20 protein-coding genes are annotated in these 18,870 nt (G+C 66.5%); 7 read left to right on the forward strand and 13 right to left on the reverse strand.

Features of this window, described 5'->3' with window-relative positions; genetic code table 11:
• Positions 1–9 precede the first annotated feature (9 nt).
• Positions 10–984, forward strand: a complete 975-nt coding sequence (locus AC3WOB_RS02730) for a Bug family tripartite tricarboxylate transporter substrate binding protein (RefSeq protein WP_492274092.1) — start codon at positions 10–12, stop codon at positions 982–984.
• 20 nt (positions 985–1,004) lie between these two features.
• Here AC3WOB_RS02730 and AC3WOB_RS02735 read toward each other — a convergent pair whose 3' ends face one another.
• A complete protein-coding gene (locus tag AC3WOB_RS02735) occupies positions 1,005–1,853 on the reverse strand; it encodes a LysR family transcriptional regulator (protein ID WP_013396500.1) in 849 nt (282 codons plus the stop codon).
• A gap of 95 nt (positions 1,854–1,948) precedes the next feature.
• Here AC3WOB_RS02735 and AC3WOB_RS02740 point away from each other — a divergent pair, with 95 nt between their 5' ends.
• From AC3WOB_RS02740 to AC3WOB_RS02755, 4 genes are all read left to right on the forward strand, one after another.
• The gene (locus AC3WOB_RS02740; protein WP_492274093.1) at positions 1,949–3,172 is read left to right on the forward strand and encodes a CaiB/BaiF CoA transferase family protein; all 1,224 of its coding nucleotides are present in this window, start codon (positions 1,949–1,951) and stop codon (positions 3,170–3,172) included.
• 13 nt (positions 3,173–3,185) lie between these two features.
• On the forward strand, positions 3,186–4,040 hold the full coding sequence (locus AC3WOB_RS02745; protein ID WP_492274094.1) for an enoyl-CoA hydratase/isomerase family protein: 855 nt from the start codon (positions 3,186–3,188) through the stop codon (positions 4,038–4,040).
• Positions 4,041–4,122: 82 nt separating this feature from the next.
• Positions 4,123–5,139, forward strand: a complete 1,017-nt coding sequence (locus AC3WOB_RS02750; RefSeq protein WP_492274095.1) for a Bug family tripartite tricarboxylate transporter substrate binding protein — start codon at positions 4,123–4,125, stop codon at positions 5,137–5,139.
• A 411-nt stretch (positions 5,140–5,550) separates the two neighbouring features.
• On the forward strand, positions 5,551–5,922 hold the full coding sequence (locus tag AC3WOB_RS02755) for a glyoxalase superfamily protein (RefSeq protein WP_492274096.1): 372 nt from the start codon (positions 5,551–5,553) through the stop codon (positions 5,920–5,922).
• Here AC3WOB_RS02755 and AC3WOB_RS02760 read toward each other — a convergent pair.
• The 12 genes from AC3WOB_RS02760 to gtdA form a co-directional block, all read right to left on the reverse strand.
• Positions 5,919–6,611, reverse strand: a complete 693-nt coding sequence (locus AC3WOB_RS02760) for an ABC transporter ATP-binding protein (RefSeq protein WP_492274097.1) — start codon at positions 6,609–6,611, stop codon at positions 5,919–5,921. The genes AC3WOB_RS02755 and AC3WOB_RS02760 overlap by 4 nt on opposite strands.
• Positions 6,611–7,363 (reverse strand): ABC transporter ATP-binding protein, encoded by a 753-nt coding sequence (locus AC3WOB_RS02765; protein ID WP_492274098.1) that lies wholly within the window; start codon positions 7,361–7,363, stop codon positions 6,611–6,613. The genes AC3WOB_RS02760 and AC3WOB_RS02765 overlap by 1 nt, the downstream gene beginning before the upstream one ends.
• Complete coding sequence (locus AC3WOB_RS02770) at positions 7,356–8,324, reverse strand: branched-chain amino acid ABC transporter permease (RefSeq protein WP_492274099.1); 969 nt, start codon at positions 8,322–8,324, stop codon at positions 7,356–7,358. Before AC3WOB_RS02770 ends, AC3WOB_RS02765 begins: the two co-directional genes overlap by 8 nt.
• 11 nt (positions 8,325–8,335) lie before the next feature.
• Entirely contained in the window at positions 8,336–9,250 is a 915-nt protein-coding gene (locus AC3WOB_RS02775) for a branched-chain amino acid ABC transporter permease (RefSeq protein WP_013396492.1), read from the reverse strand.
• Positions 9,251–9,317: 67 nt separating this feature from the next.
• Positions 9,318–10,493 (reverse strand): ABC transporter substrate-binding protein, encoded by a 1,176-nt coding sequence (locus tag AC3WOB_RS02780; protein WP_492274100.1) that lies wholly within the window; start codon positions 10,491–10,493, stop codon positions 9,318–9,320.
• A gap of 29 nt (positions 10,494–10,522) precedes the next feature.
• Positions 10,523–11,734 carry a 3-hydroxybenzoate 6-monooxygenase gene (locus tag AC3WOB_RS02785; RefSeq protein WP_492274101.1) on the reverse strand — a complete coding sequence of 404 codons (1,212 nt, stop codon included), beginning with the start codon at positions 11,732–11,734 and terminating at the stop codon, positions 10,523–10,525.
• 18 nt (positions 11,735–11,752) lie between these two features.
• Positions 11,753–13,105 carry an FAD-dependent oxidoreductase gene (locus tag AC3WOB_RS02790; protein WP_492274102.1) on the reverse strand — a complete coding sequence of 451 codons (1,353 nt, stop codon included), beginning with the start codon at positions 13,103–13,105 and terminating at the stop codon, positions 11,753–11,755.
• Between the two features lie 45 nt (positions 13,106–13,150).
• Entirely contained in the window at positions 13,151–14,140 is a 990-nt protein-coding gene (locus AC3WOB_RS02795; protein WP_013396488.1) for a Bug family tripartite tricarboxylate transporter substrate binding protein, read from the reverse strand.
• Complete coding sequence (locus AC3WOB_RS02800) at positions 14,133–14,516, reverse strand: chorismate mutase (protein WP_492274103.1); 384 nt, start codon at positions 14,514–14,516, stop codon at positions 14,133–14,135. The genes AC3WOB_RS02795 and AC3WOB_RS02800 overlap by 8 nt, the downstream gene beginning before the upstream one ends.
• Positions 14,513–15,151 carry a maleylacetoacetate isomerase gene (maiA, locus tag AC3WOB_RS02805; RefSeq protein WP_013396486.1) on the reverse strand — a complete coding sequence of 213 codons (639 nt, stop codon included), beginning with the start codon at positions 15,149–15,151 and terminating at the stop codon, positions 14,513–14,515. Before maiA ends, AC3WOB_RS02800 begins: the two co-directional genes overlap by 4 nt.
• Positions 15,152–15,168: 17 nt before the next feature.
• Positions 15,169–15,867, reverse strand: coding sequence for a fumarylacetoacetate hydrolase family protein (locus AC3WOB_RS02810; RefSeq protein WP_013396485.1), 699 nt, complete (start codon positions 15,865–15,867; stop codon positions 15,169–15,171).
• A 77-nt stretch (positions 15,868–15,944) separates the two neighbouring features.
• Positions 15,945–16,997 (reverse strand): gentisate 1,2-dioxygenase, encoded by a 1,053-nt coding sequence (gene gtdA / locus AC3WOB_RS02815; protein WP_013396484.1) that lies wholly within the window; start codon positions 16,995–16,997, stop codon positions 15,945–15,947.
• 167 nt (positions 16,998–17,164) lie between these two features.
• Between gtdA and AC3WOB_RS02820 the strand changes: the two genes are divergently transcribed.
• Together AC3WOB_RS02820 and AC3WOB_RS02825 are read left to right on the forward strand one after the other, a co-directional pair.
• Positions 17,165–18,100, forward strand: coding sequence for a LysR substrate-binding domain-containing protein (locus AC3WOB_RS02820; RefSeq protein WP_013396483.1), 936 nt, complete (start codon positions 17,165–17,167; stop codon positions 18,098–18,100).
• Positions 18,100–18,645, forward strand: a complete 546-nt coding sequence (locus AC3WOB_RS02825) for a hypothetical protein (RefSeq protein ID WP_492274104.1) — start codon at positions 18,100–18,102, stop codon at positions 18,643–18,645. Before AC3WOB_RS02820 ends, AC3WOB_RS02825 begins: the two co-directional genes overlap by 1 nt.
• The last annotated feature ends 225 nt before the right edge of the window (positions 18,646–18,870 follow it).

An 18,870-nucleotide genomic window follows, 5' to 3' on the forward strand; every position in this document is an offset into this window, starting at 1 on the left:
AGACTACAAATGGAACAGACCCGCAGGGCATTCATGCAATTGGCCGGGGCCGGCGCTTTGCTGGCGGTGTGCGGCGCGGGCCGCGCGCAACCGCTGGACAAGACCGTCCACGTGACCGCGGCGTATGGCGCGGGCGGCGCGACCGACACCATCATCCGCTATGTGGCGGACCGGATCCGGGACAAGGTAGGGAGCCCGATCATCATCGAAAACCGCCCGGGCGCCGACGGCAATATTGCAGCCGAGTACGTGCTGCGGCAATCCGGCGACGGCTACAACCTGCTGGTGTCCGGACCGTCAACGCATGCGGCCAACGCCAGCATCTACAAGTCGCTGTCCTACGATCCGGAACGTGACTTCACTCCGCTCACGACGCTGGCGACCGCGCCGTACTTCCTGGTGGTCAATCCGCAGCGGGTACGGGCTGAAACCCTGTCGGCGTTTGTCGCCGCCGCGCGCGACGCCCAATCGAGCCTGAGCTTCGCCAGTGCGAACGTGGGTGGACGCATCGCGGGCGAGCGCTTTCGCGCGATGTCCGGCATCAAGGCGGTGAACATTCCGTACCGCGCCAGCACGCAAGCCATGACGGACCTGTTGGGCGGCCAGTACGACTTTTATTTCTGTGATGCGGTGACCGCGTCGCCGCAGATGCGCGCCGGCAAGATCCGCGCCCTGGCGGTGTCCACCGCGGCGCGGGTGCCCGCTTTCCCGGATGTGCCGACCGTGGCGGAACTTGGCTACGCCGGCTTTGACGTGTCGTCGTGGATTGCGATCTGGGCTGCGGCCGCTACGCCGCCAGAGGTTTCCAGGCGGCTGGCGGAATGGATCAACGGGGCTCTCGACAATCCGGAGGGACGGCAGTTCCTCACGGACCGGGGTTTGTTGCCGCAGCCCGGCTCACCCGAGATCCTGCGCGCGATCCAGCGTCGCGACACGGTGGAATGGGGCAAGGTGATCGTGGCGGCGGGTATGCGGCAGCCATAGCGTATACAGGCAGGTGGCGATCAGGGCGGGATGAAGAGTTCGCTGAGCTTGCGGGCGCCGTCCGGGCAGTCGCCGGCGCGCATGTAGAGATGGTAGCTGGCGGAGGGAAGCACGGGTAGGCCGAGCTCTTCCCCGACGACCTTGAGGCCGGGCGTGAGCATTTCGATGGTGCGCGGCGTGATGCCCAGGCCGGCCCGCAAGGCGGCGCGCACGCCGGCCAGTGTGGGCGTCTGGAACGCGTTGCGCCAAGGGCGGTTTTCCTGCTCCAGGCGATTCAGTGCCATACGTCGGAAGACGCAGGGCGAATCCACCAGCACCAGAGGCAAGGGGTGATTCTGTTGATGATGAAAATGTGTGCCGGATATCCACACCACAGGCGAGGTCCGGAACGTGATGCGGGGGAACTCGTCGAACTGTTCGAGTTCGAGCAGCAGGTCGATGTCGCCGCGCCGCAGCGCCGATGCCAGCCAGCGGCTGCGATTGACCTGAATCTCGATACGCATGCCGGGATAGGTGCGCGCGCACAGCGCCAGATAATCGGGCAGGATGGTATCGACGGCATCCGCGCAGACGCCGATGCGGGTGGGGGCCGCGAAGACGCTTTGATTCATGGCGCGGCAGGTTTCGTCATTGAGCGCCAACATGCGGCGCGCGTACTCGCGCAGGCGCACGCCCTCTTCGGTGAGGCGCTTGTGCCGCCCTACCCGCACCAGCAATTTGCAGTCCAGCAGCCGCTCGAGCCGCTGCATCTGTTGCGAGACCGCGGCCTGGGTGCGGAAGACCTGGTCGGCCGCGCCCGCGAAGTTCTCGCGGTCGGCCACCGCAAGAAAGGTCCTGAGCAAGCCTATGTCCAGATCGCGCACCACCATGAGGTTTCCTTGTGTGCCAGCGTACCCCGGCGATTATCCGGGCGCGCGGGTGCCGGGCACAAGTCCAGCCTTTCCCCAAGTCCATGGAGATTGCCGTGAATTCCGTCATCGATCCGAACCCATTGCACAAAGTGTATGAAGGTCTGCGCGTACTCGATCTGTCGCAGGGCATCGCGGGGCCTTATTGCGCGCAGATACTGGGCCAGATGGGCGCGCGAGTGACGAAGGTCGAGCCATTCCATGGCGACTGGGGGCGCAGCATGGGCGTGCCGCGCGCAGGCTTCAGCGCCATCGCGCTGGCTTTCAACCGCGGCAAGCGCAGTGTTGCCCTGGACGCGCAGACCGACGCTGGGCGGGATGTGCTGCACCGGCTGGCGGCGCGCGCCGACGTGGTGGTGCAGAGCTTCCGTCCCGGCGTGGCGGATCGCCTGGGCGTGGGCTACGCGACGCTGCGCGACATCAATCCGCGGCTGATCTACGCGTCGATCTCGGGCTTCGGCCTATCCGGTCCTTACGTCGATCGTCCCGGCACGGATTCCGTCGTACAGGCGCTCACGGGGCTGACCACCGCGAATTGCGACGGCGCGGGACTGCCTCAGCGGGTCAAGCCATTTGTCGGCGATCTGTCCTGCGGCGTCTATACCGCCAATGCGATCGGCGGTGCCCTGTTCGCGCGAGAGCGTGGGCAAGGGGGGACGCATATCGACGTCAGTCTGCTGGCGACCATGGCGGCATTGCAGAACAGTTCATTGATCGACCATGCCTTGCGTGGCGGGGAGCCGGCCACCAGCGTGACATATCCGCAAGGGATTTTCAGTACGGCAGACGGCTATGTGCTGGTGTTTGCGATGAACAACGCGATGTTCGCCGCGATTTGCCGGGTGATCGGGCGGGATGATTGGCTGAAGGACCCGCGCATGGACACGCCGCAGCACCGCATTCAGGTGGGGGACGAGATAAACGCCGGCGTGGCGCAGGCCTTGCGCCTGCGTTCTACCGCTCACTGGACGCAAAGCTTCCGCGAAAACGACATTCTGTATGGCGAGGTCAAGGACTACGACCAGTTCCAGGACGATGAACAGGTGCGCCATCTGGGCCTGGTCCAGACGCTCTGCCAGCCGGGACTAGGCGGCGTGCCATTTGTCGGCCTGCCGGGTGTGCGTCCGGGCGTTGGCGCGGCCGATGATCGGGTGCCAGCGGTGGGCGAAGATACGCACGCGGTGCTGCGGGAGCTGGAATACTCGGCCGCGGATATCGCGGCCCTGGCGCAGGACGGAATCATTCAGCAGGCGGCGGCTCCGGCCGTCGCGGCGTATTGAAGGAGCGGCAAACATGAATCTGGCGCAATCTGGCGTAGCAGCTGGCTCGCCGCTGTTGACCCGGCGGGACGGGGCCATTTTCCACATGGTTCTCAATCGGCCCGAGGCCCGCAATCCGCTGGGGGCCGAAATGGTCGAACGGCTGGAGGACGCGTTGAGTCAGGCCGAAGACGACTCGGCGGTCAGGGTCGTGGCGGTTAGCGCCGCAGGCCCGGCATTCAGTGCCGGGGGCAACCTGGGCAATATCGCGGATCGGATCGCGGCCAGCCCCGACGCTGATGGCCGGGACCCGATCGCCGCAGGCAATCGCCGTTACGGGCGTTTCCTGGAGCGGTTCGCGGGCAGTTCCAAGATCACCGTGGCCCTGGCGCAGGGAGCCGCCATGGGAGGCGGCGCCGGCCTGGTCTGCGCCGCCGATCTGGCGGTCGGCGTGCGCGATGCGCGTTTCGGCTTTCCGGAGGTATCGATCGGCCTGGTGCCGGCGCAGATCCTGCCTTTCGTTGCAGCCCGCGTCGGCCTGCAGGCGGCCCGCAGGATGATGTTGACCGGGGACCGCATAGACGCCGATGCGGCGCGTTCGATCGGCTTGCTGGACTATGTGTTCGACGCCGGGCCGAGCTGGGACGAAGGCATCGCGCAGGTGCTGCGGCGTTGCGTGGACGCCGCTCCGCGCGCTGCCGGCCAGACCAAGCGCATGCTGCGGGGCCTGTTCGGCCAGCAACGCTGGCACGAAGAGGAACTGGGCGCCTATCTGGACGCGGCGTCGCAGCACTTCGCCAGGCAATTGCGTACCGAGGCTGTCGAGGGCGTTGCGGCGGCCAAGGCCAGGCGGCGCCCGGACTGGGACGCGGTGCCGCCTGCCGGCTAGTGGGTGGTAGCGCCTTGTTACTTACTTGCCCGGCTGCGGTATGCTACGGACCGCGATCAATCCGAAGCGAGGAGAACAAATCATGACGCAGACCCCCCGCAGCGCTGTGCGCCGCGCCCTGTTGCAAGGCGCCGTGGCGCTGGCCGCCACCCTGCCTTTCGGCGCCCCGGCGCTGGCCCAGGCCACCGATTTCCCGACCAAGCCGCTGCGCTTCGTGGTGCCTTATCCGCCTGGCGGCCCGCTGGACACCATGGCCCGCATGCTGGCCGAGAAGGTGCGCGGTTCCCTGGGGCAACCGGTCATCGTGGAGAACCGTTCGGGCGCGGGCGGCAATATCGGCGCCGATCTGGTGGCCAAGGCGCCGGCCGACGGCTACACGCTGGTGATGGGCGCGGTCGCGACCCACGCCATCAATCCCTGGTTGTTCGCCAATCTGCCGTATGACCCGGTGAAGGATTTCGCGCCGGTGACCATCGTGGCTTCGGTGCCCAATGTGCTGGTGATGAACGTTGAGTTCGCCGAGAAGAACAAGATCGAGAAGCTGGCCGATCTGATCGACTACGCGAAGAAGAATCCGGGCAAGCTGAATTACGGTTCGGGCGGCAACGGCAGCGCGGGCCATCTGTCGGGCGAGCTGTTGAAGGCGCGCGCGGGGATCAATGTCGAGCACATTCCTTACCAGGGCGCGGCGCCTGCGCAGTTGGCGCTGCTGTCGGGTCAGTCGGATTTCATGTTCGACAACCTGGCGGCTTCGGCGCCCTTGATCAAGGACGGCAAGGTGAAGGCGTTGGCCGTGACGACTGCCAAGCGTTCGTCGCTGCTGGCGGATGTGCCTACGGTGGAGGAGTCGGGGATCAAGGGTTTTGACCTGGGGACCTGGTTCGGGGTGTTCACGACGGGCGGCACGCCGGCGCCGGTGGTGGCGAAGCTGAACAAGGCTTATGCGGATGCGATGCAGCAGGCGGATGTGAAGCAGCGTCTGCTGACGATGGGGTCTGAGGCTGCGCCGATGACGCCTGAGGCGTTTGGTGAATTTGTGAAGAGTGAGAAGGCGAAGTATCAGGAGATTGTGAAGATCTCGGGTGCTAGTTTGAATTGAGTTTGTTTGTTTTTGGGGCGTCTTGAGTTGCCTGTAGTCTTGGGTTCTTGAGACGCCCGTCGCGTCGGCGGCCTGCGGTGTGCGGGGCTGCGATTGCGGTCCGGAGCGTTCGCTCCGGACTTCCCCGTCGTCATCTTCGTCACCGCCTGCGGCGGTTCCTTCAGATTCCCTCGGGCTTATCGACGCCCCGCACACCGCAGGCCGCCGACGCGACGGGCTCTGGTGTTTGGATCATGACGTCCGCTGGGGCGGCCGGCGTGCTTAGGGTTCTTGCCGTCATTGTTTGGTGATGGCGGGTCTTGCGGGGCCCGCCCCAGGCCGGCCGCGCGGGCGGCCTTTTGGGGCTTACGCGATGTCTTGCGTCGTGATGTTGCTATGCTGATGGTCCTCCACCTATCGCCGAGGGCCGTCATGCACCTACAAGCTGCCATTCCCATCCTGCGCATCTTCTCCGTGGAGAAGGCGCGCGAGTTCTATCTGGATTTCCTGGGGTTCGAGTGGGACTGGGAGCATCGCTTCGAGCCTGGCATGCCGTTGTACGCACAAGTGCATCGCGGTGACCTAGTGCTGCACCTGAGCGAGCACCATGGCGATGCCACGCCGGGATCCGCGGTGTTCGTGCGGATGCGGGGCGTGGACGAGTTCCAGGCCGAGGTGAACGCCAAGGGCTATGGCTATATGCGGCCGGGCGTGGAAGAGATGCCGTGGGGGCGGGTGATGGATGTCATTGATCCGTTCGGCAATCGGCTGAGCTTCTGCGAATCGTCCGACCAGACGCCCTAGACGCCCAGGTAGCGCTGCGCCAGTTCCGGCTGCGCGGCGAGTTCCGCGGGGCTGCCTTGCCAGACGACGCGGCCTTTTTCGAGGACGTGGTGGCGGTCGACCAGGGTCGCCATTTCCTTCAGATTCTTGTCTATCACCAGGATGGTCTGGCCTTCTTCCTTCAGGCGGCGCAGGCAGTTCCAGATTTCCTGGCGGATGAGCGGCGCGAGGCCCTCGGTGGCTTCGTCCAGGATGAGCAGGCGCGGGTTGATGAGCAGGGCGCGGCCGACGGCCAGCATTTGCTGTTCGCCGCCGGACAGGGTGCGGGCGGATTGGGCGCGGCGTTCCTTCAGGCGGGGGAACAGGTCGAAGACACGGCCGACGTGCCAGCCGGCGCGGGTATTGCGGGCGGTGGCGATCAGGTTTTCTTCCACCGACAGCGAGCCAAAGACGCGGCGGCCCTCGGGTACCAGGCCTATGCCCAATTGGGCGATGCGGTGCGGGGCGTGGCCTTCTATGGGCTGGCCGTCGAGCAGGATGCTGCCGCCTTGCGTGGGCAGCATGCCCATGATGGTTTTCACGGTAGTGGTCTTGCCCATGCCGTTGCGCCCGATCAGGGATACGACCTGCCGTGTGGCGATGTCCAGGTCCACACCGAACAGCACTTTGCTGGCGCCGTAGCCGCCCTGCAGTTGTTTGACTTGCAGCATCAGTCCTCCTCGCCCAGATAGGCGGCGCGCACGTCGGGGTGATGGCGCACCTCGTCGGGCGTGCCGGTGTAGATGGTCTTGCCGTAGACCAGCACGGTGATGCGGTCGGCCAGGGCGAAGACGGCGTCCATGTCGTGTTCGACCAGCAGGATGGCGTAACGTCCCTTCAGCTCTTGCAGCAGCGCGGTCATGCGTTGTGATTCTTCGGCGCCCATGCCGGCCATGGGTTCGTCCAGCAACAGCAACGAGGCATCGAGCGATAGCGCCATCGCCAGTTCCAGCTGGCGCTTTTCGCCGTGCGCCAGTTCAGATACCCGCACGTGGGCGCGACCGCCCAGGCCGACGCGTTCCAGCGCCTCTCTGGCGGGCTGCCGCAGCTGGGGCTGGCGGCGGGCGTTTTTCCACAGATTGAAGCCGCCTGGGCTGTGCGCCTGCACTGCCATGGCGACATTGTCCTCGGCGGTGAAGGCGGGATAGAGCTGGCTGATCTGGAACGAGCGCGCCAGCCCGGCCGCGGGCCGCTTGTGGGCGGGCATGCGGGTGATGTCGTGGCCGTCCAGCAGGATGGCGCCCGCGTCGGGCAGGATTTCGCCGCTGATCTGCGACAGCAGCGTGGTCTTGCCCGCGCCGTTGGGGCCGATGAGCGCGTGCAGTTCGCCGGGGCGGACCTGCAGATTGACGCCCTGCGTCGCGCGCACGGCGCCGAAGGATTTCTGCAGCTCGCGGATTTCCAGCTTGGGGTGATCAGTCATGATGCTTGCCTCCCACCAGCCAGCCATAGACGCCGCGCTTGCCGAACAGCACCACCAGCACCAGCACGGGGCCCAGGATCAGCATCCAGTGTTCGGTCCAGGCGGTGGCGACCTGTTCCAGGCCCAGGTACACGGCCACGCCCAGTACCGGACCGAAGATCGAGCCCATCCCGCCCAGGATCACCATGGCCATGAGTTCGCCGGACTTCTGCCAGGCCGACATGTCGGGGCTGACGAAGAGCGCGTAGTTGGCCCACAGCGCACCCGCCAGGCCGGTACCCGCGGCCGACAGCACGAAGGCGGTGAGTCGGTAGCGCAGCGGCGCGAGGCCCAACCCGATGCTGCGCCGCGGGTTCTGCTTGATGCTCTGCAGCGCCATGCCGAAGGGCGAGTTGACGATGCGGCGGCATGCCAGCACCCAGGCCGTCATGAGCGCCAGGCAGACGTAGTAGAAGGTGATCGGACTGTTCATGTCCAGGCCGGGCAGGGTATTGCGCGCGTCGATGGACAGGCCGTCGTCGCCGCCATAGACCATCAGGCCGACCAGGATGAAGTACAGCATCTGCCCGAACGCCAGCGTGATCATGATGAACTGCACGCCCGAGGTGCGCAGCGACAGGAAGCCCACTACCAGGCCCGCCAGCGCGGCGCTGGCGACTGCCAGCGGCCACATCACCAGCGCGGCGTTGCTGCCGCTCCAGCCGAACAGCGTGTCGCCCTGGGCCAGGTGAAAGCCCGCGATGCCTATGACGTAGCCGCCCAGTCCGAAGAAGGCCGCATGGCCGAAGCTGACCATGGCGCCGTAGCCCAGGATCAGGTCCAGGCTGACGGCGGCGATGGCGTAGATGAGGAAGCGGGTCATCAGGTTGATCAGGAAGCTCTCTCCCGTGGCTGAGGCGATGGCCGGCACCAGGGCGAACAGCAGCAGTCCGATCGTGTTGACGATGATTTTTCTGGTCATGGATATCGTTCCTATCGCTGCGCCGGCACCAGGCCGCGCGGCTTGAACAGCAGCACGATGGCCATCAGGATGTAGATGCTGGCCGAGACCAGGCTGGAGCTTGCCGAATCCGACAGCTCGGGCGGCAGCAGCCGCGACATCCAGAACGGAATGTAGGCGCGGCCCAGCGCATCGGTCATGCCTATCATCAGCGAACCGACCAGCGCGCCGCGCACCGATCCCACGCCGCCCACCACGATGACCACGAAGGTGGTGATGAGGATGCGTTCGCCCATGCCGATTTCAACCGCCAGCAGCGGCGCCGCCATCACGCCCGCAAAGCCGCAGAGCAGGGCGCCCAGCGTGAAGATCAAGGTGAACAGACGCTGGATGTTCACGCCCAGCGCGTCGACCATTTCGCCGTCGTCGGCGCCGGCGCGCACCAGCATGCCGACGCGCGTGCGGGAGATCAGCAGCCACAGCCCCAACGCCACCAGCACGCCGGCGCCGATGAAGGCCAGCCGCATCAGGGGATAGTTCAGGCCTGGCAGGATCTCCACGGAACCCGACAGGAACGGCGGGATGTCCATGAAGGGCGGGCTGCGGCCGAACAGCACTGTGACCATCTCGTTGGTGAACAGCGTCAGGCCCAGCGTGGCCAGCACCTGGTCCAGGTGGTCGCGGCGGTACAGGTGGCGGATCACCAGCAGTTCCACCACCAGGCCATAAAGCGCCGCGCCCGCCAACGCCGCCAGCAACGCGGCAGCGAAGGACCCGGTAGCGGCGGCCGCGCTGGCGGCGCAGAACGCGCCGACCATGTAGAACGAGCCGTGCGTCAGGTTGATGACGTTCATGATGCCGAACACCAGCGTCAGGCCGGCTGACAACAGGAACAGCAAAGCGCTGTACTGCAGGCCGTTGAGGACCTGCTCCAGGAACATCAGCATGGGGACTCCTTGTGGAGTGAGCCGGCAGCCGGCGGACTGCGCGCAATCCGCCCGGCGCGGCGCGGACTTACATCTTGCAGTCGACGGCGTGCACGTCGGTGTGGTCGCGGGCGATGACCTTCAGGTTCTTGTAGACCAGCTTGCCGTCGGGGCCGGCTTCGATGTGCAGCAGGTACCAGTCCTGGATCGGGTGCTGGTTGGGGCCGAACTTGAACTTGCCGCGCACGCTGGGGAAATCGGCACGGCGCAGCGCGTTGCGGAAGTCGTCGGCGCGGCCAGTGATGTCGCCATTCACGGCTTTCAGCGCCGAGCCGATCAGGTTGGCGGTGTCGTAGGCCTGCGCCGCATAGGCGGTGGGCGCGCGGTTATAGGCTTTGGTGAAGGCGTCGACGAAGTGCTTGCTTTGCGGATTGTCCAGGTCCGCGCTCCACAGCGAGCTCAGGTAGAAGCCCTTGCCGGCGTTGCCGGTCGCGGCCAGCATGCGGTCATCCATCGAATAGATGGGCGTGATCATGCGGATCTTGTCGGCCAGGCCTGAGTTGGCGAATTGCTTGGTCAGATTGATGCCGGCGCCGCCCGGATGGAACTGGAAGATGGCGTCGGGATTGAGCGAGCGGATGCGAGCCAGCTCCACCGAAAAGTCGGCCTGCTCCAGCTTGGTGTAGATCTCGTCGGCGATCTCGCCCTTGTAGGTGCGCTTGAAGCCGGCGACGGCATCGCGTCCGGCCTGGTAGTTGGGCGCCATGATGACCACGCGCTTGGCGCCCAGTTCATTGGCGGCCAGGCCAGCGGTGTCGGCGTAGGAGTCGTTCTGGAACGCCACCGAGAAGTAGTTCGGGTTGCAGGCCTTGCCGGCATAGTTGGAGGGGCCTGCGTTCAGGCTGACGTAGAACGCGCCCGCGTTCAGCACGGTCGGGCCGACGGCCGCCATGACGTTGGAGAAGTTGATGCCGGTGAACAGCCGCACTCCGCCCTGCACCATCTTGTCGGCGATCTGCTTGGCGTTGGCGGGTTTGAGTGCGTCGTCCTCCACGCGCACATTGACTGGCACGCCGCCCAGCTTGCCGCCGCCTTCCTTTACGGCCAGCATGAAGGCGTCGCGCTCGTCTTCGCCGATGTAGCCGGCGGGCGTGGACAGGGTGCCGATGAAGCCGATGTCCACCGGCTTCTGTTGCGCGCCGGCCGCGAACGCGGTCAGCGCAAGCACGAGGGCGGTGCTGCCGCGGATTGCGGTTTTTCTCATGGTTGTCTCCTTTGGTGCCTGCATTTTTTCTATTGAGAGGATTGCCCCGCGAGGCAGTTTTCCACCTTCCAGCCGTACAGCCACTGCAACGCGTCGTAGAACTGGGACTGGCTGCGGCCGGTCCACAGCATGTTGCGCACGGTGCGTTCGACGCCCCGCGCGTGATACAGCCTGCCCATCTCCCGCGTCGACCACACCACGCGCGCGCTGCGCGGGATGCGGACGGATTCGTACAGGCGGAACGCGGCCTTCAGGTCGTGCCCGCAATGCTTCACGGCCTCGCCCAGCGTCACCGCGTCTTCCAGCGCCATGCAGGCGCCCTGGGCCATGTACTGCGTCATCGGATGCGCGGCATCGCCCAGGATGGTGACCCGGCCCTGGCCCCAGCGTTCCACGGGCTCGCGGTCGGCGGTGGCCCAGCGCTTCCAGGACGTGGGGCGGTCCAGCATCTGGTGCGGACGCGGGTGGATGCCCTGAAAGTAGGACAGCACCTCTTCCTTGCTGCCCTCGCGCACGCCCCATTCTTCCTGTTCGCGGCTATGGAAGGTCACCACCAGGTTGTATTGCTGGCCGCCGCGCAAGGGGTAGTGCACCAGATGGCAGTGCGGGCCGGCCCACAGCACGGGGGCGTTGATGCGAAGTTCCTCGGGCATGTTCTCGCGTTCGACCACGGCGCGGTACACCACGTGGCCGGTCACGCGCGCCGGGTCGCCCACCATGCGTTCGCGGATCACGGACTTCACGCCGTCCGCGCCCACCACTGCGTCGGCGCGGTAGCGGTTGCCCTGCGTGTCGACCACTTCCACGCCCTGGTCGTCCTGCGACATGGAGGCGATCTGGGTAGAGGTGCGGAAGCTGATCAGCGGATTCTGCTGCACGGCCTCCAGGATGGACAGGTGGATGTCGGCGCGATGGATCACGGCATAGGGGCCGCCGAAGCGCTCGCGGAAGGCCTCGCCGGTATCGATGCGCACCACCTCCTTGGCGTCGACCGCGTCCATCATGATGATGTGGTCGGTGAACACGGCGCGGCTGCGCGCGGTCTGGCCCACGCCCAGCGCGTCCAGCGCGGCGAAGGCATTGGGGCCGAGCTGGATGCCGGCGCCGATCTCGCCGATGTGGGCGGCCTGTTCCAGCAGCTGCACCGCGATGCCTTGCCGGGTCAGCGCAAGTGCGGCGGCCAGGCCGCCTATGCCGCCGCCCACCACGATCACCGATTTTCCTGTCTGCGTTGCGTTCATGTGTAGTCTCCGCGCCATTCAGTCCTGGCCGCCCAGGAACACGCCTTGCTTCACCAGTTGCGCCTGCAGGGCGGGGATGGGGACGTCGCCCGGCGCGATGCCGGCGCGCAGCGCCATCGCGGCGGCCGTGCCCGCCGCCTCGCCCATGACGAAGCAGCTGCCGCTGACGCGCGCGGCCGACTGGCCTTCGTGCGTCATGGAGGCGCAGCGTCCCGCTACCAGCACGTTGCCGGCCACGCCCGGTGCGCGCTTCGGCACCATCATGCGGAATGGCAGCTGGTTGTAGCCGCGCGATTCCGGGATCGGCGGCCAGAGCCATTGCACGTCGCCGGCCGTGTGCATTTCCAGTGGCCAGCCGTTGACGCCAATGCTGTCCGGAAAGTCGGCACAGCCCAGCACGTCGTCCTTGCTCAGCATGGCTTCGCCCACGATGCGGCGCGTCTCGCGTATGCCCAGCTGCGGGGCGATGTCCAGCACGTAGGCATTTTCGAAACCCGGCACCTTGGCGCGCAGGAAGGCCAGGTACTGCACGATCTGGCGACGGCCTTCGAGCTCGCCGGCGGACAGGGAATTGGCGTCGGTGCCGTCGGCCGCGCTGCCGTCGGCGTTGGCCAGCTGGGTCACGTTGACCCGCCATTCGTAGTCGTGCTTTTGCGGGCGCACGATGGCGCCGCGGCGCGGGAAGGTGAATTCGCCGCTGGCCGCGGCCTCGTCCATCAGCTGCGGGATGGCCTTCCAGGCTTCCTGGGCGCGGGCGCCGTCGACGTTGCCGACCTTGAACATCAGCGTGGGATAGAGCATGCCGCCGTGCTCGTCGCCCTTCTCGAAGGGCAGGCCGCCCCACTGCGCGATGTCGGCGTCGCCCGAGCAATCGATGAAGATCCGGGCGCGCACCGCGCAGCGGCCGGATTTGGTTTCCAGGAACAGCGCGTCGACGCTGCCGTCCGCGCCGCGTGCGACGCCGGTAGCCAGGGCATGGAACAGCACCTGTGCGCCGCTGGCCTGGACCAGACCGTCGGCGGCGCACTTGAAGGCCGAGATGTCGTAGGCCTGGGCGTGGATCTTGCCCAGGATCAGATGCGGATCGTTCAGCCCGTCCAGGGCGCGCATGCGGTCCAGCAATTCGTCCGTCATGCCGTGGACGACTTGCCGGATGTTGCCGCGGATGTTCGCATGCAAGCCGCAGAAGTTGGATACGCCGGCCGCCGTGCCCATGCCTCCCAGGAAGCCGTAGCGTTCCACCAGCAATACGCTGGCGCCGTTGCGCGCGGCGCTGGCGGCGGCCAACAGGCCGGCGGGGCCGCCGCCGAGCACGACGACGTCATACTCGCCATAGATCGGGACCTGGCGGGCGGGTTCGGTGATGAGCATCCGATGTTCTCCTTGCTTGGATTGCGCCGCGAGGCGGGCTGTGGGTTACTGGCCCTTGATGCCCAGCTTCTTGATCAGCGGCTCCCAGCGCTTGAGCTCGTCGTCCATGTAGGCGCGGAACTCGGCGGGCGTGGTGGCGGCGGGATCCATGAACTGCGCTTGCAGGCGCTTGGTGACCTCGGGGTCGCGGATGGCCTGGATCAGCGCATCGGACAGCTTCTTCTGGATGTCGGCCGGGACCTTGGATGAGATCACGAAGCCGATCCACGCCGAGCCTTCGATGCCTTGCACGCCGACTTCGGCCAGTGTCGGGATCTCGGGCAGCAGCGCGGAGCGCTTGGACGAGGTGACGGCCAGCGCCTTCAGGCGCCCATCCTTGACCATGGGCATCACGGCGATGGGCGGCAGCGCGGCGAACTGCGTGTCGCCGGACAGCAGCGAGGTCAGGGCGGCGGGCGACGAGGGATAGGGCACGTGGGTGGCGCGCGCGCCGGTCTGCTGCAGCATCAGTTCCACGGCCAGGTGCGACACCGTGCCGGCGCCGGTGGACGGGAAGTTGTACTTGTCCGAGTTCTTCTTCAGCGCGTCCAGCAATTGGCCGATGTTGGCGATGCCGGCGGAAGCGGGCACGACCAGCACGTTGGGCTGGTGCACGGCCAGCGTCAGCGGCGACAGGTCGGTCGCGGGCGCATAGGGCAGCTTGTCGAACAGCAACGTGTTGTTGACCAGCGGGCCGGTGATGGACACGCCGAAGGTGTAGCCGTCGGGCTTGGCATTGGCGATGGCATAGGTGCCGATATTGCCGCTGGCGCCCGGCTTGTTCTCGATGACGATGGTCTGGCCGAGGATGGCGCCGGCCTTCTCGCCGACGATGCGCGCCACCTGGTCGGGGCTGGAGCCAGGGCCGAAGGGCACGATGGCCTTGAGCGGCTGGGCCGGCCAGGCCTGGGCTTGCGCGGCTGCGAGCGGCGTCAGAGCGGCCAGTCCCAGGATCAGTGCATGGACAGCGATACGGCGCGCGCAGGGCTTATGCATGGGTGTCTCCGACATCCTTCATGGTGTTGAAGTAGTTTTGTTCGTTGGCGATGAAGGCCGCGACCATGGCGCGGTAGGTGGCGTCCACTACCTGGTCCAGGTTGGCGAAGCCCTGGTTGTGGCGCTCGGCCAGCAGCCGCGCTTTTTCGAAGACCTGTGCCTGGCGGGCAGGGGCGCTCACCTGGAAGGCGTCGCGCTTGAAGCGCGCGGCGTCCTTTACGTACATGGCGCGTTCGGCGATCAGTCGCACGATCTCGTCGTCCAGCCGGTCGATGTTGGCGCGCACGTCCGCCAGGTTGGCGCACAGCGGGCGGTAGGACGGATCGGTGTATTCGCGCAGCGGCGCGCCCTGGGTGTCGGGTTCCTGGTTGCTCACTTGGCGTAGTCCGGTTGCTGGGTGGGAGCGGCCTGCTGGAAGGCGGGCTGCGCGTTGCAGTGTTCGTACACGCGGAGTGCGCGTGGGTAGGCGGACAGGTCGCAACCCATGCGCTGGGCGTTCGCCACCTGCGGCACCAGGCAGCAGTCCGCCAGCGTGGGCGCGTCGCCGTAGCAGTAGGCGCCGTGGCCGTGGCGCACCAACAGCGCTTCCACGGCCGTCATGCCTTCGCGTATCCAGTGGTGGTACCAGGCGTTCTTCTGTTCCTCGCTGGCGCCCAGCACGTCCTGCAGATAGCGCAGGATGCGCATGTTGTTGACTGGATGGATGTCGCAGGAAATAGCGTCGGACAGCTCCAGCACGCGGGCGCGCTCCAGCGTGCCGGCCGGGATCAGGCGCGGTTCCGGATGGGTGGCGTCCAGGTAGTCGATGATGGCCAGCGACTGCGACAGTTGGGTGTCGCCGTCGATCAGCAGGGGCACTCCCGCGGAAGGATTCTTGGCCACATAGTCCGGGGCGCGCTGTTCCTGCTTGCGCAGGTTCACAGGCAGGTACTCGTAGGGCAGGCCCTTGAGCGCCAGCGCGATGCGCACGCGGTAGGAGGTGGAGCTGTTGAAAAAGCTGTGCAGTTGCATGCGGTTTCCTGGCAGGTTCACACCATCTGCACGCTGAGCGTGCCCAGGCCGTCCACGCCGCCGACCATCTTGTCGCCGCGCACCACCGGACCCACGCCTTCGGGCGTGCCGGTGTAGATCAGGTCGCCGGCTTCCAGGCGGAAGTACTTGGACAGGTAGGCGACGGTCTCGGCGACGGACCAGATCAGCTTGCCGATGTCGCTACGCTGCTTGTCGGTGCCATTGACCTGCAACCAGATGGCGGCCTGGTCGATGCCATTGACCGTAGCGGCGGGATACAAGGGTCCGATGGGGGCGCTCAGGTCAAAGGCCTTGCCCAGTTCCCAGGGCCTGCCGGCTTCGCGCATCTTCATCTGCAGGTCGCGACGGGTCATGTCCAGGCCCACGGCATAGCCCCATACGTGTTGCAGCGCTTGTTCAACGGGGATGTTGGCGCCGCCCTTGCCGATGGCGGCGACCAGTTCGATCTCATAGTGCAGATTGGCGGTCTCGGAAGGATAGGGCAGCGACAGCGTGCTGCCTTCGGCCACCGGCACCACGGCATCGGCCGGCTTGCAGAAGAAGAACGGCGGTTCGCGGTCCGGGTCGAAGCCCATTTCGCGGGCGTGGGCGGCATAGTTGCGGCCGACGCAATAGACGCGGCGCACGGGGAAGCTGTCCTGGCTGCCAGCGACAGGCACGGCGACGGGGGCGGCGGGATCGAAGACGAAAGACATGGGTCACCTTTGATGAATGCGGGGCGGAGCCTGGCATGGCCCCGGCCTGAAACGGAAGAAGAAGGAGAGCGCCGGCTTCAGCCGACGCGCGCTTCGCGCCACACGCCCAGCGCGTCCTGCACCGGGCGGTCGGAATAGCTGAACAGGGTGGCGTCGTCCAGCGCGGCCAGCTGCACGGGCTGCCAGGATGGGGCAACGAAGACGTCGCGTGGGCCGAAATGGAATTCCTGGTCGCCGATGCGGGCGGTGCCGCGGCCCTCGACCACGCTGTAGACGGTGGAGTCGGTGCTGCGGTACGTCTTGCCCTGGAAGCCGGCCGGCAGGAATTGCATGAAGGTCGCCATGGTCGGCATGGGATAGCCGCCGGTGGCCGGATTCAGGTAGCGCAGCTTCACGCCGTCCCAGGGGTCCAGTTCGCCATGGCGGTAGAGCTGGTCCAGCGCTTCGCGGCTGCGCTCGTAGGGGTAGTTGAAGATGGGCGAGGTGCCGCTGGCGGTCTGATGGCGCACGGGCGCCATGTTGTGGCCGTAGCGCGCCATGCTGTCGCCCTCGGGGCGGGTCACGGGCTGCGTGGCCGAGGGATAGTTTTCGGCGAAGCCCGCATCCAGGAAACGCAGCAGCGGGATGTCCAGGCCGTCCAGCCACACGACGGGTTCGCCGCCTTCGGCGGTCTCGGCGTTGCCATGGTCATGCCAGGTCCAGGACGGCGTGATGATGAAGTCGCCGGGGTGCATGGTGGTGCGCTCGCCGTTGACCGCGGTATAGGCGCCGCGGCCTTCGACGATGAAGCGCAGCGCTGACTGCGTGTGGCGGTGGCTGGGTGCGATCTCGCCAGGCAGGATCAGCTGCAGGCCGGCATACAGGCTCTGGGTGATGCTGGCCTGGCCGGGCAGGCCGGGATTCTCCAGGATGAGCACGCGCCGCACGGCTTCTTCCGCCGTGATCAACGAGCCGGACGCCATGACGTCGTCGCGCACGTCCTCGTACTTCCAGATGGCGGGGACGCAACGCGGCGCGGGCTCGCGCGGCACCAGGTTGTGCAACGACTCCCAGAGGGGGGCCATGTGCTTTCTGGCGATGCGTGCGTAATAGGCGGCGCGGTCGGCGCCGGGGGTGTGGCCGTCGGGCATGCTTGTCTCCGGAATGTCCGGCTGGCGCCGGCTTCGCGTGGCCGCCGCTAGGTTCGCGGCTGGTCCTGATATGGAGACGATTATGCGTAAGGAGCTATGTGTTTTGAAATGAAATTATCTTATTATCCATATCAATAAGAATATACATAGACGAGACGAGGGCCTGCATGGACTGGACCCACCGGTTGCGCCTGCGCAATCTGAAAATGCTGCTCAGCTTGGCCCAGACCCGCAACATCAGCCATTCGGCGGCGATGCTCAACACGACGCAGCCGGGTTTGTCCAAGTGGCTGAAGGATCTGGAAGACGATATCGGGCTGCCGCTGTTCGAACGGCACGCGCGCGGCTTGCGGCCCACGCCGCATGGCGACGTGCTGATCACGCATGCCCAGCGGGTGGAAGCGCAGCTGGACCGCGCCAGCGCGGACATGGCGGCGCTGCGCGAGGGCGGCGGCGGCCGGGTGGTGATAGGCGCATCGGGGGCGTCGGCGTCAGATACGGTGCCGCTGGCGGTGATGAAGCTGCTGGAACGCATGCCGCAGGCGCGGGTGAAGCTGGTGGAGGGCACGACCGATCTGCTGCTGGCGCAGTTGGCGCAGGGCGACCTGGACATTGTGGTGGGGCGTTCCGCGCCTGAGCATCACGATCCGGCCATCCGGTTCGAGGCCTTGTACCTGGAACCCATACACCTGGTGGCGCGGCCGCGCCATCCGCTGTTCGCGATCGAGCAGCCGTCATGGCCGGATCTGCTGTCCTACCGCTGGATCCTGTGGCCCAAGGGCACGCCCATCCGCAATGCGGTGGACGCGGCGCTGGCCGCGGCGGGGCAGGCGCCGCCGCCAGACCATGTCGAATCCAATTCGGTGACCATCAATCTCACGCTGATCAACAACAGCGACATGATCGGCGTGGCTTCGCATCGGGCGGCGCTGCGGTTTTCGCAGATGCGGGCGATGCGGATCATTCCGGTGCGTCTGTCGGGTTTCGGGTCGGTGGCGATGTACTGGCGCGAGGACGCGTTCAGGCCGATTGCGGTGGAGGAGGCGATGGCGGCGTTGCGGAACACGGTGGCGGAACATGCGCCTGGCGCGGCGAGGTCTTGATGGACGCGCCGCGAGCGGGGCTGAATGCGTTGATCGCGCAGTGCCGCAAGCTGGAGGCGGCGTTGCCGCAGCAGGACGGGCCAGCTATGTCGGCGGCGATGCATCGCTTCGTGGCGGAGATGGATGCGCGTCGCGCGCCGCCGGGGATGTGGTCGCCGCTGGTGTTGGCGGTGCTGGTGATGACGGGCGGGTTGGGCGTGGGGATAGGCGTGCTGAGCCTGTTGCTGCGCGTGGCTGGACCGGCGCTGGCGGCGTTTGCGCTGGTGCTGGTTTGCGCGGCGACGGCTTTGGCGTTGGCTATCGGCGTGGTGGCGTTCATGGGCGGGCACGCGTTCGGGCTGGTGGTGCTGAAGCGGCTGGCCTTGGGGTTGATCGCTGTCGGCTTTCTGGGGGTGATTGCCTGGACGCAGGGGGATGTGCGGGCTGTCGGGCCTGTGGTGGCTTTGCTGGCGGGGTTGGGGGCTTGGCTGGTGCTTAATAGCAATGGGTTTTATGTGTTTGCTGGGTATCAGATGGCTCGTCGGTATATGGAGCGTGGGGGGTGAGGGGGTTGTGGGGGCGTGTGGGCTCTTGAAGCGTTCGTTGCGTTCTTGTGGCGCCTGTTGCGTTTCTATGGCGTCTGTCGAGTTCTTGTGACGCCTGTCGAGTTCTTATGACGCCTGTCGCGTCGGTGGCCTGCGGGGCGCGGGGCAACGATTGCGGTCCGGAGCGTTCGCTCCGGACTGCCCCTGCCTCATCCTCGTCACCGCCTGCGGCGGCTCCTTCGGATT

It is taken from the genome of Achromobacter sp. FW305-C-30-7 (genome assembly GCF_058783105.1).

What these genes read in the sequence shown, in the direction of transcription:
- AC3WOB_RS02730 (WP_492274092.1), top strand. Translation starts at nt 10, where the DNA reads ATGGAACAGACCCGCAGGGCATTCATGCAATTGGCCGGGGCCGGCGCT.
- AC3WOB_RS02735 (WP_013396500.1), bottom strand. Translation starts at nt 1,853, where the DNA reads ATGGTGGTGCGCGATCTGGACATAGGCTTGCTCAGGACCTTTCTTGCG.
- AC3WOB_RS02745 (WP_492274094.1), top strand. Translation starts at nt 3,186, where the DNA reads ATGAATCTGGCGCAATCTGGCGTAGCAGCTGGCTCGCCGCTGTTGACC.
- AC3WOB_RS02750 (WP_492274095.1), top strand. Translation starts at nt 4,123, where the DNA reads ATGACGCAGACCCCCCGCAGCGCTGTGCGCCGCGCCCTGTTGCAAGGC.
- AC3WOB_RS02755 (WP_492274096.1), top strand. Translation starts at nt 5,551, where the DNA reads ATGCACCTACAAGCTGCCATTCCCATCCTGCGCATCTTCTCCGTGGAG.
- AC3WOB_RS02760 (WP_492274097.1), bottom strand. Translation starts at nt 6,611, where the DNA reads ATGCTGCAAGTCAAACAACTGCAGGGCGGCTACGGCGCCAGCAAAGTG.
- AC3WOB_RS02765 (WP_492274098.1), bottom strand. Translation starts at nt 7,363, where the DNA reads ATGACTGATCACCCCAAGCTGGAAATCCGCGAGCTGCAGAAATCCTTC.
- AC3WOB_RS02770 (WP_492274099.1), bottom strand. Translation starts at nt 8,324, where the DNA reads ATGACCAGAAAAATCATCGTCAACACGATCGGACTGCTGCTGTTCGCC.
- AC3WOB_RS02775 (WP_013396492.1), bottom strand. Translation starts at nt 9,250, where the DNA reads ATGCTGATGTTCCTGGAGCAGGTCCTCAACGGCCTGCAGTACAGCGCT.
- AC3WOB_RS02780 (WP_492274100.1), bottom strand. Translation starts at nt 10,493, where the DNA reads ATGAGAAAAACCGCAATCCGCGGCAGCACCGCCCTCGTGCTTGCGCTG.
- AC3WOB_RS02785 (WP_492274101.1), bottom strand. Translation starts at nt 11,734, where the DNA reads ATGAACGCAACGCAGACAGGAAAATCGGTGATCGTGGTGGGCGGCGGC.
- AC3WOB_RS02790 (WP_492274102.1), bottom strand. Translation starts at nt 13,105, where the DNA reads ATGCTCATCACCGAACCCGCCCGCCAGGTCCCGATCTATGGCGAGTAT.
- AC3WOB_RS02795 (WP_013396488.1), bottom strand. Translation starts at nt 14,140, where the DNA reads ATGCATAAGCCCTGCGCGCGCCGTATCGCTGTCCATGCACTGATCCTG.
- maiA (WP_013396486.1), bottom strand. Translation starts at nt 15,151, where the DNA reads ATGCAACTGCACAGCTTTTTCAACAGCTCCACCTCCTACCGCGTGCGC.
- AC3WOB_RS02810 (WP_013396485.1), bottom strand. Translation starts at nt 15,867, where the DNA reads ATGTCTTTCGTCTTCGATCCCGCCGCCCCCGTCGCCGTGCCTGTCGCT.
- gtdA (WP_013396484.1), bottom strand. Translation starts at nt 16,997, where the DNA reads ATGCCCGACGGCCACACCCCCGGCGCCGACCGCGCCGCCTATTACGCA.
- AC3WOB_RS02820 (WP_013396483.1), top strand. Translation starts at nt 17,165, where the DNA reads ATGGACTGGACCCACCGGTTGCGCCTGCGCAATCTGAAAATGCTGCTC.
- AC3WOB_RS02825 (WP_492274104.1), top strand. Translation starts at nt 18,100, where the DNA reads ATGGACGCGCCGCGAGCGGGGCTGAATGCGTTGATCGCGCAGTGCCGC.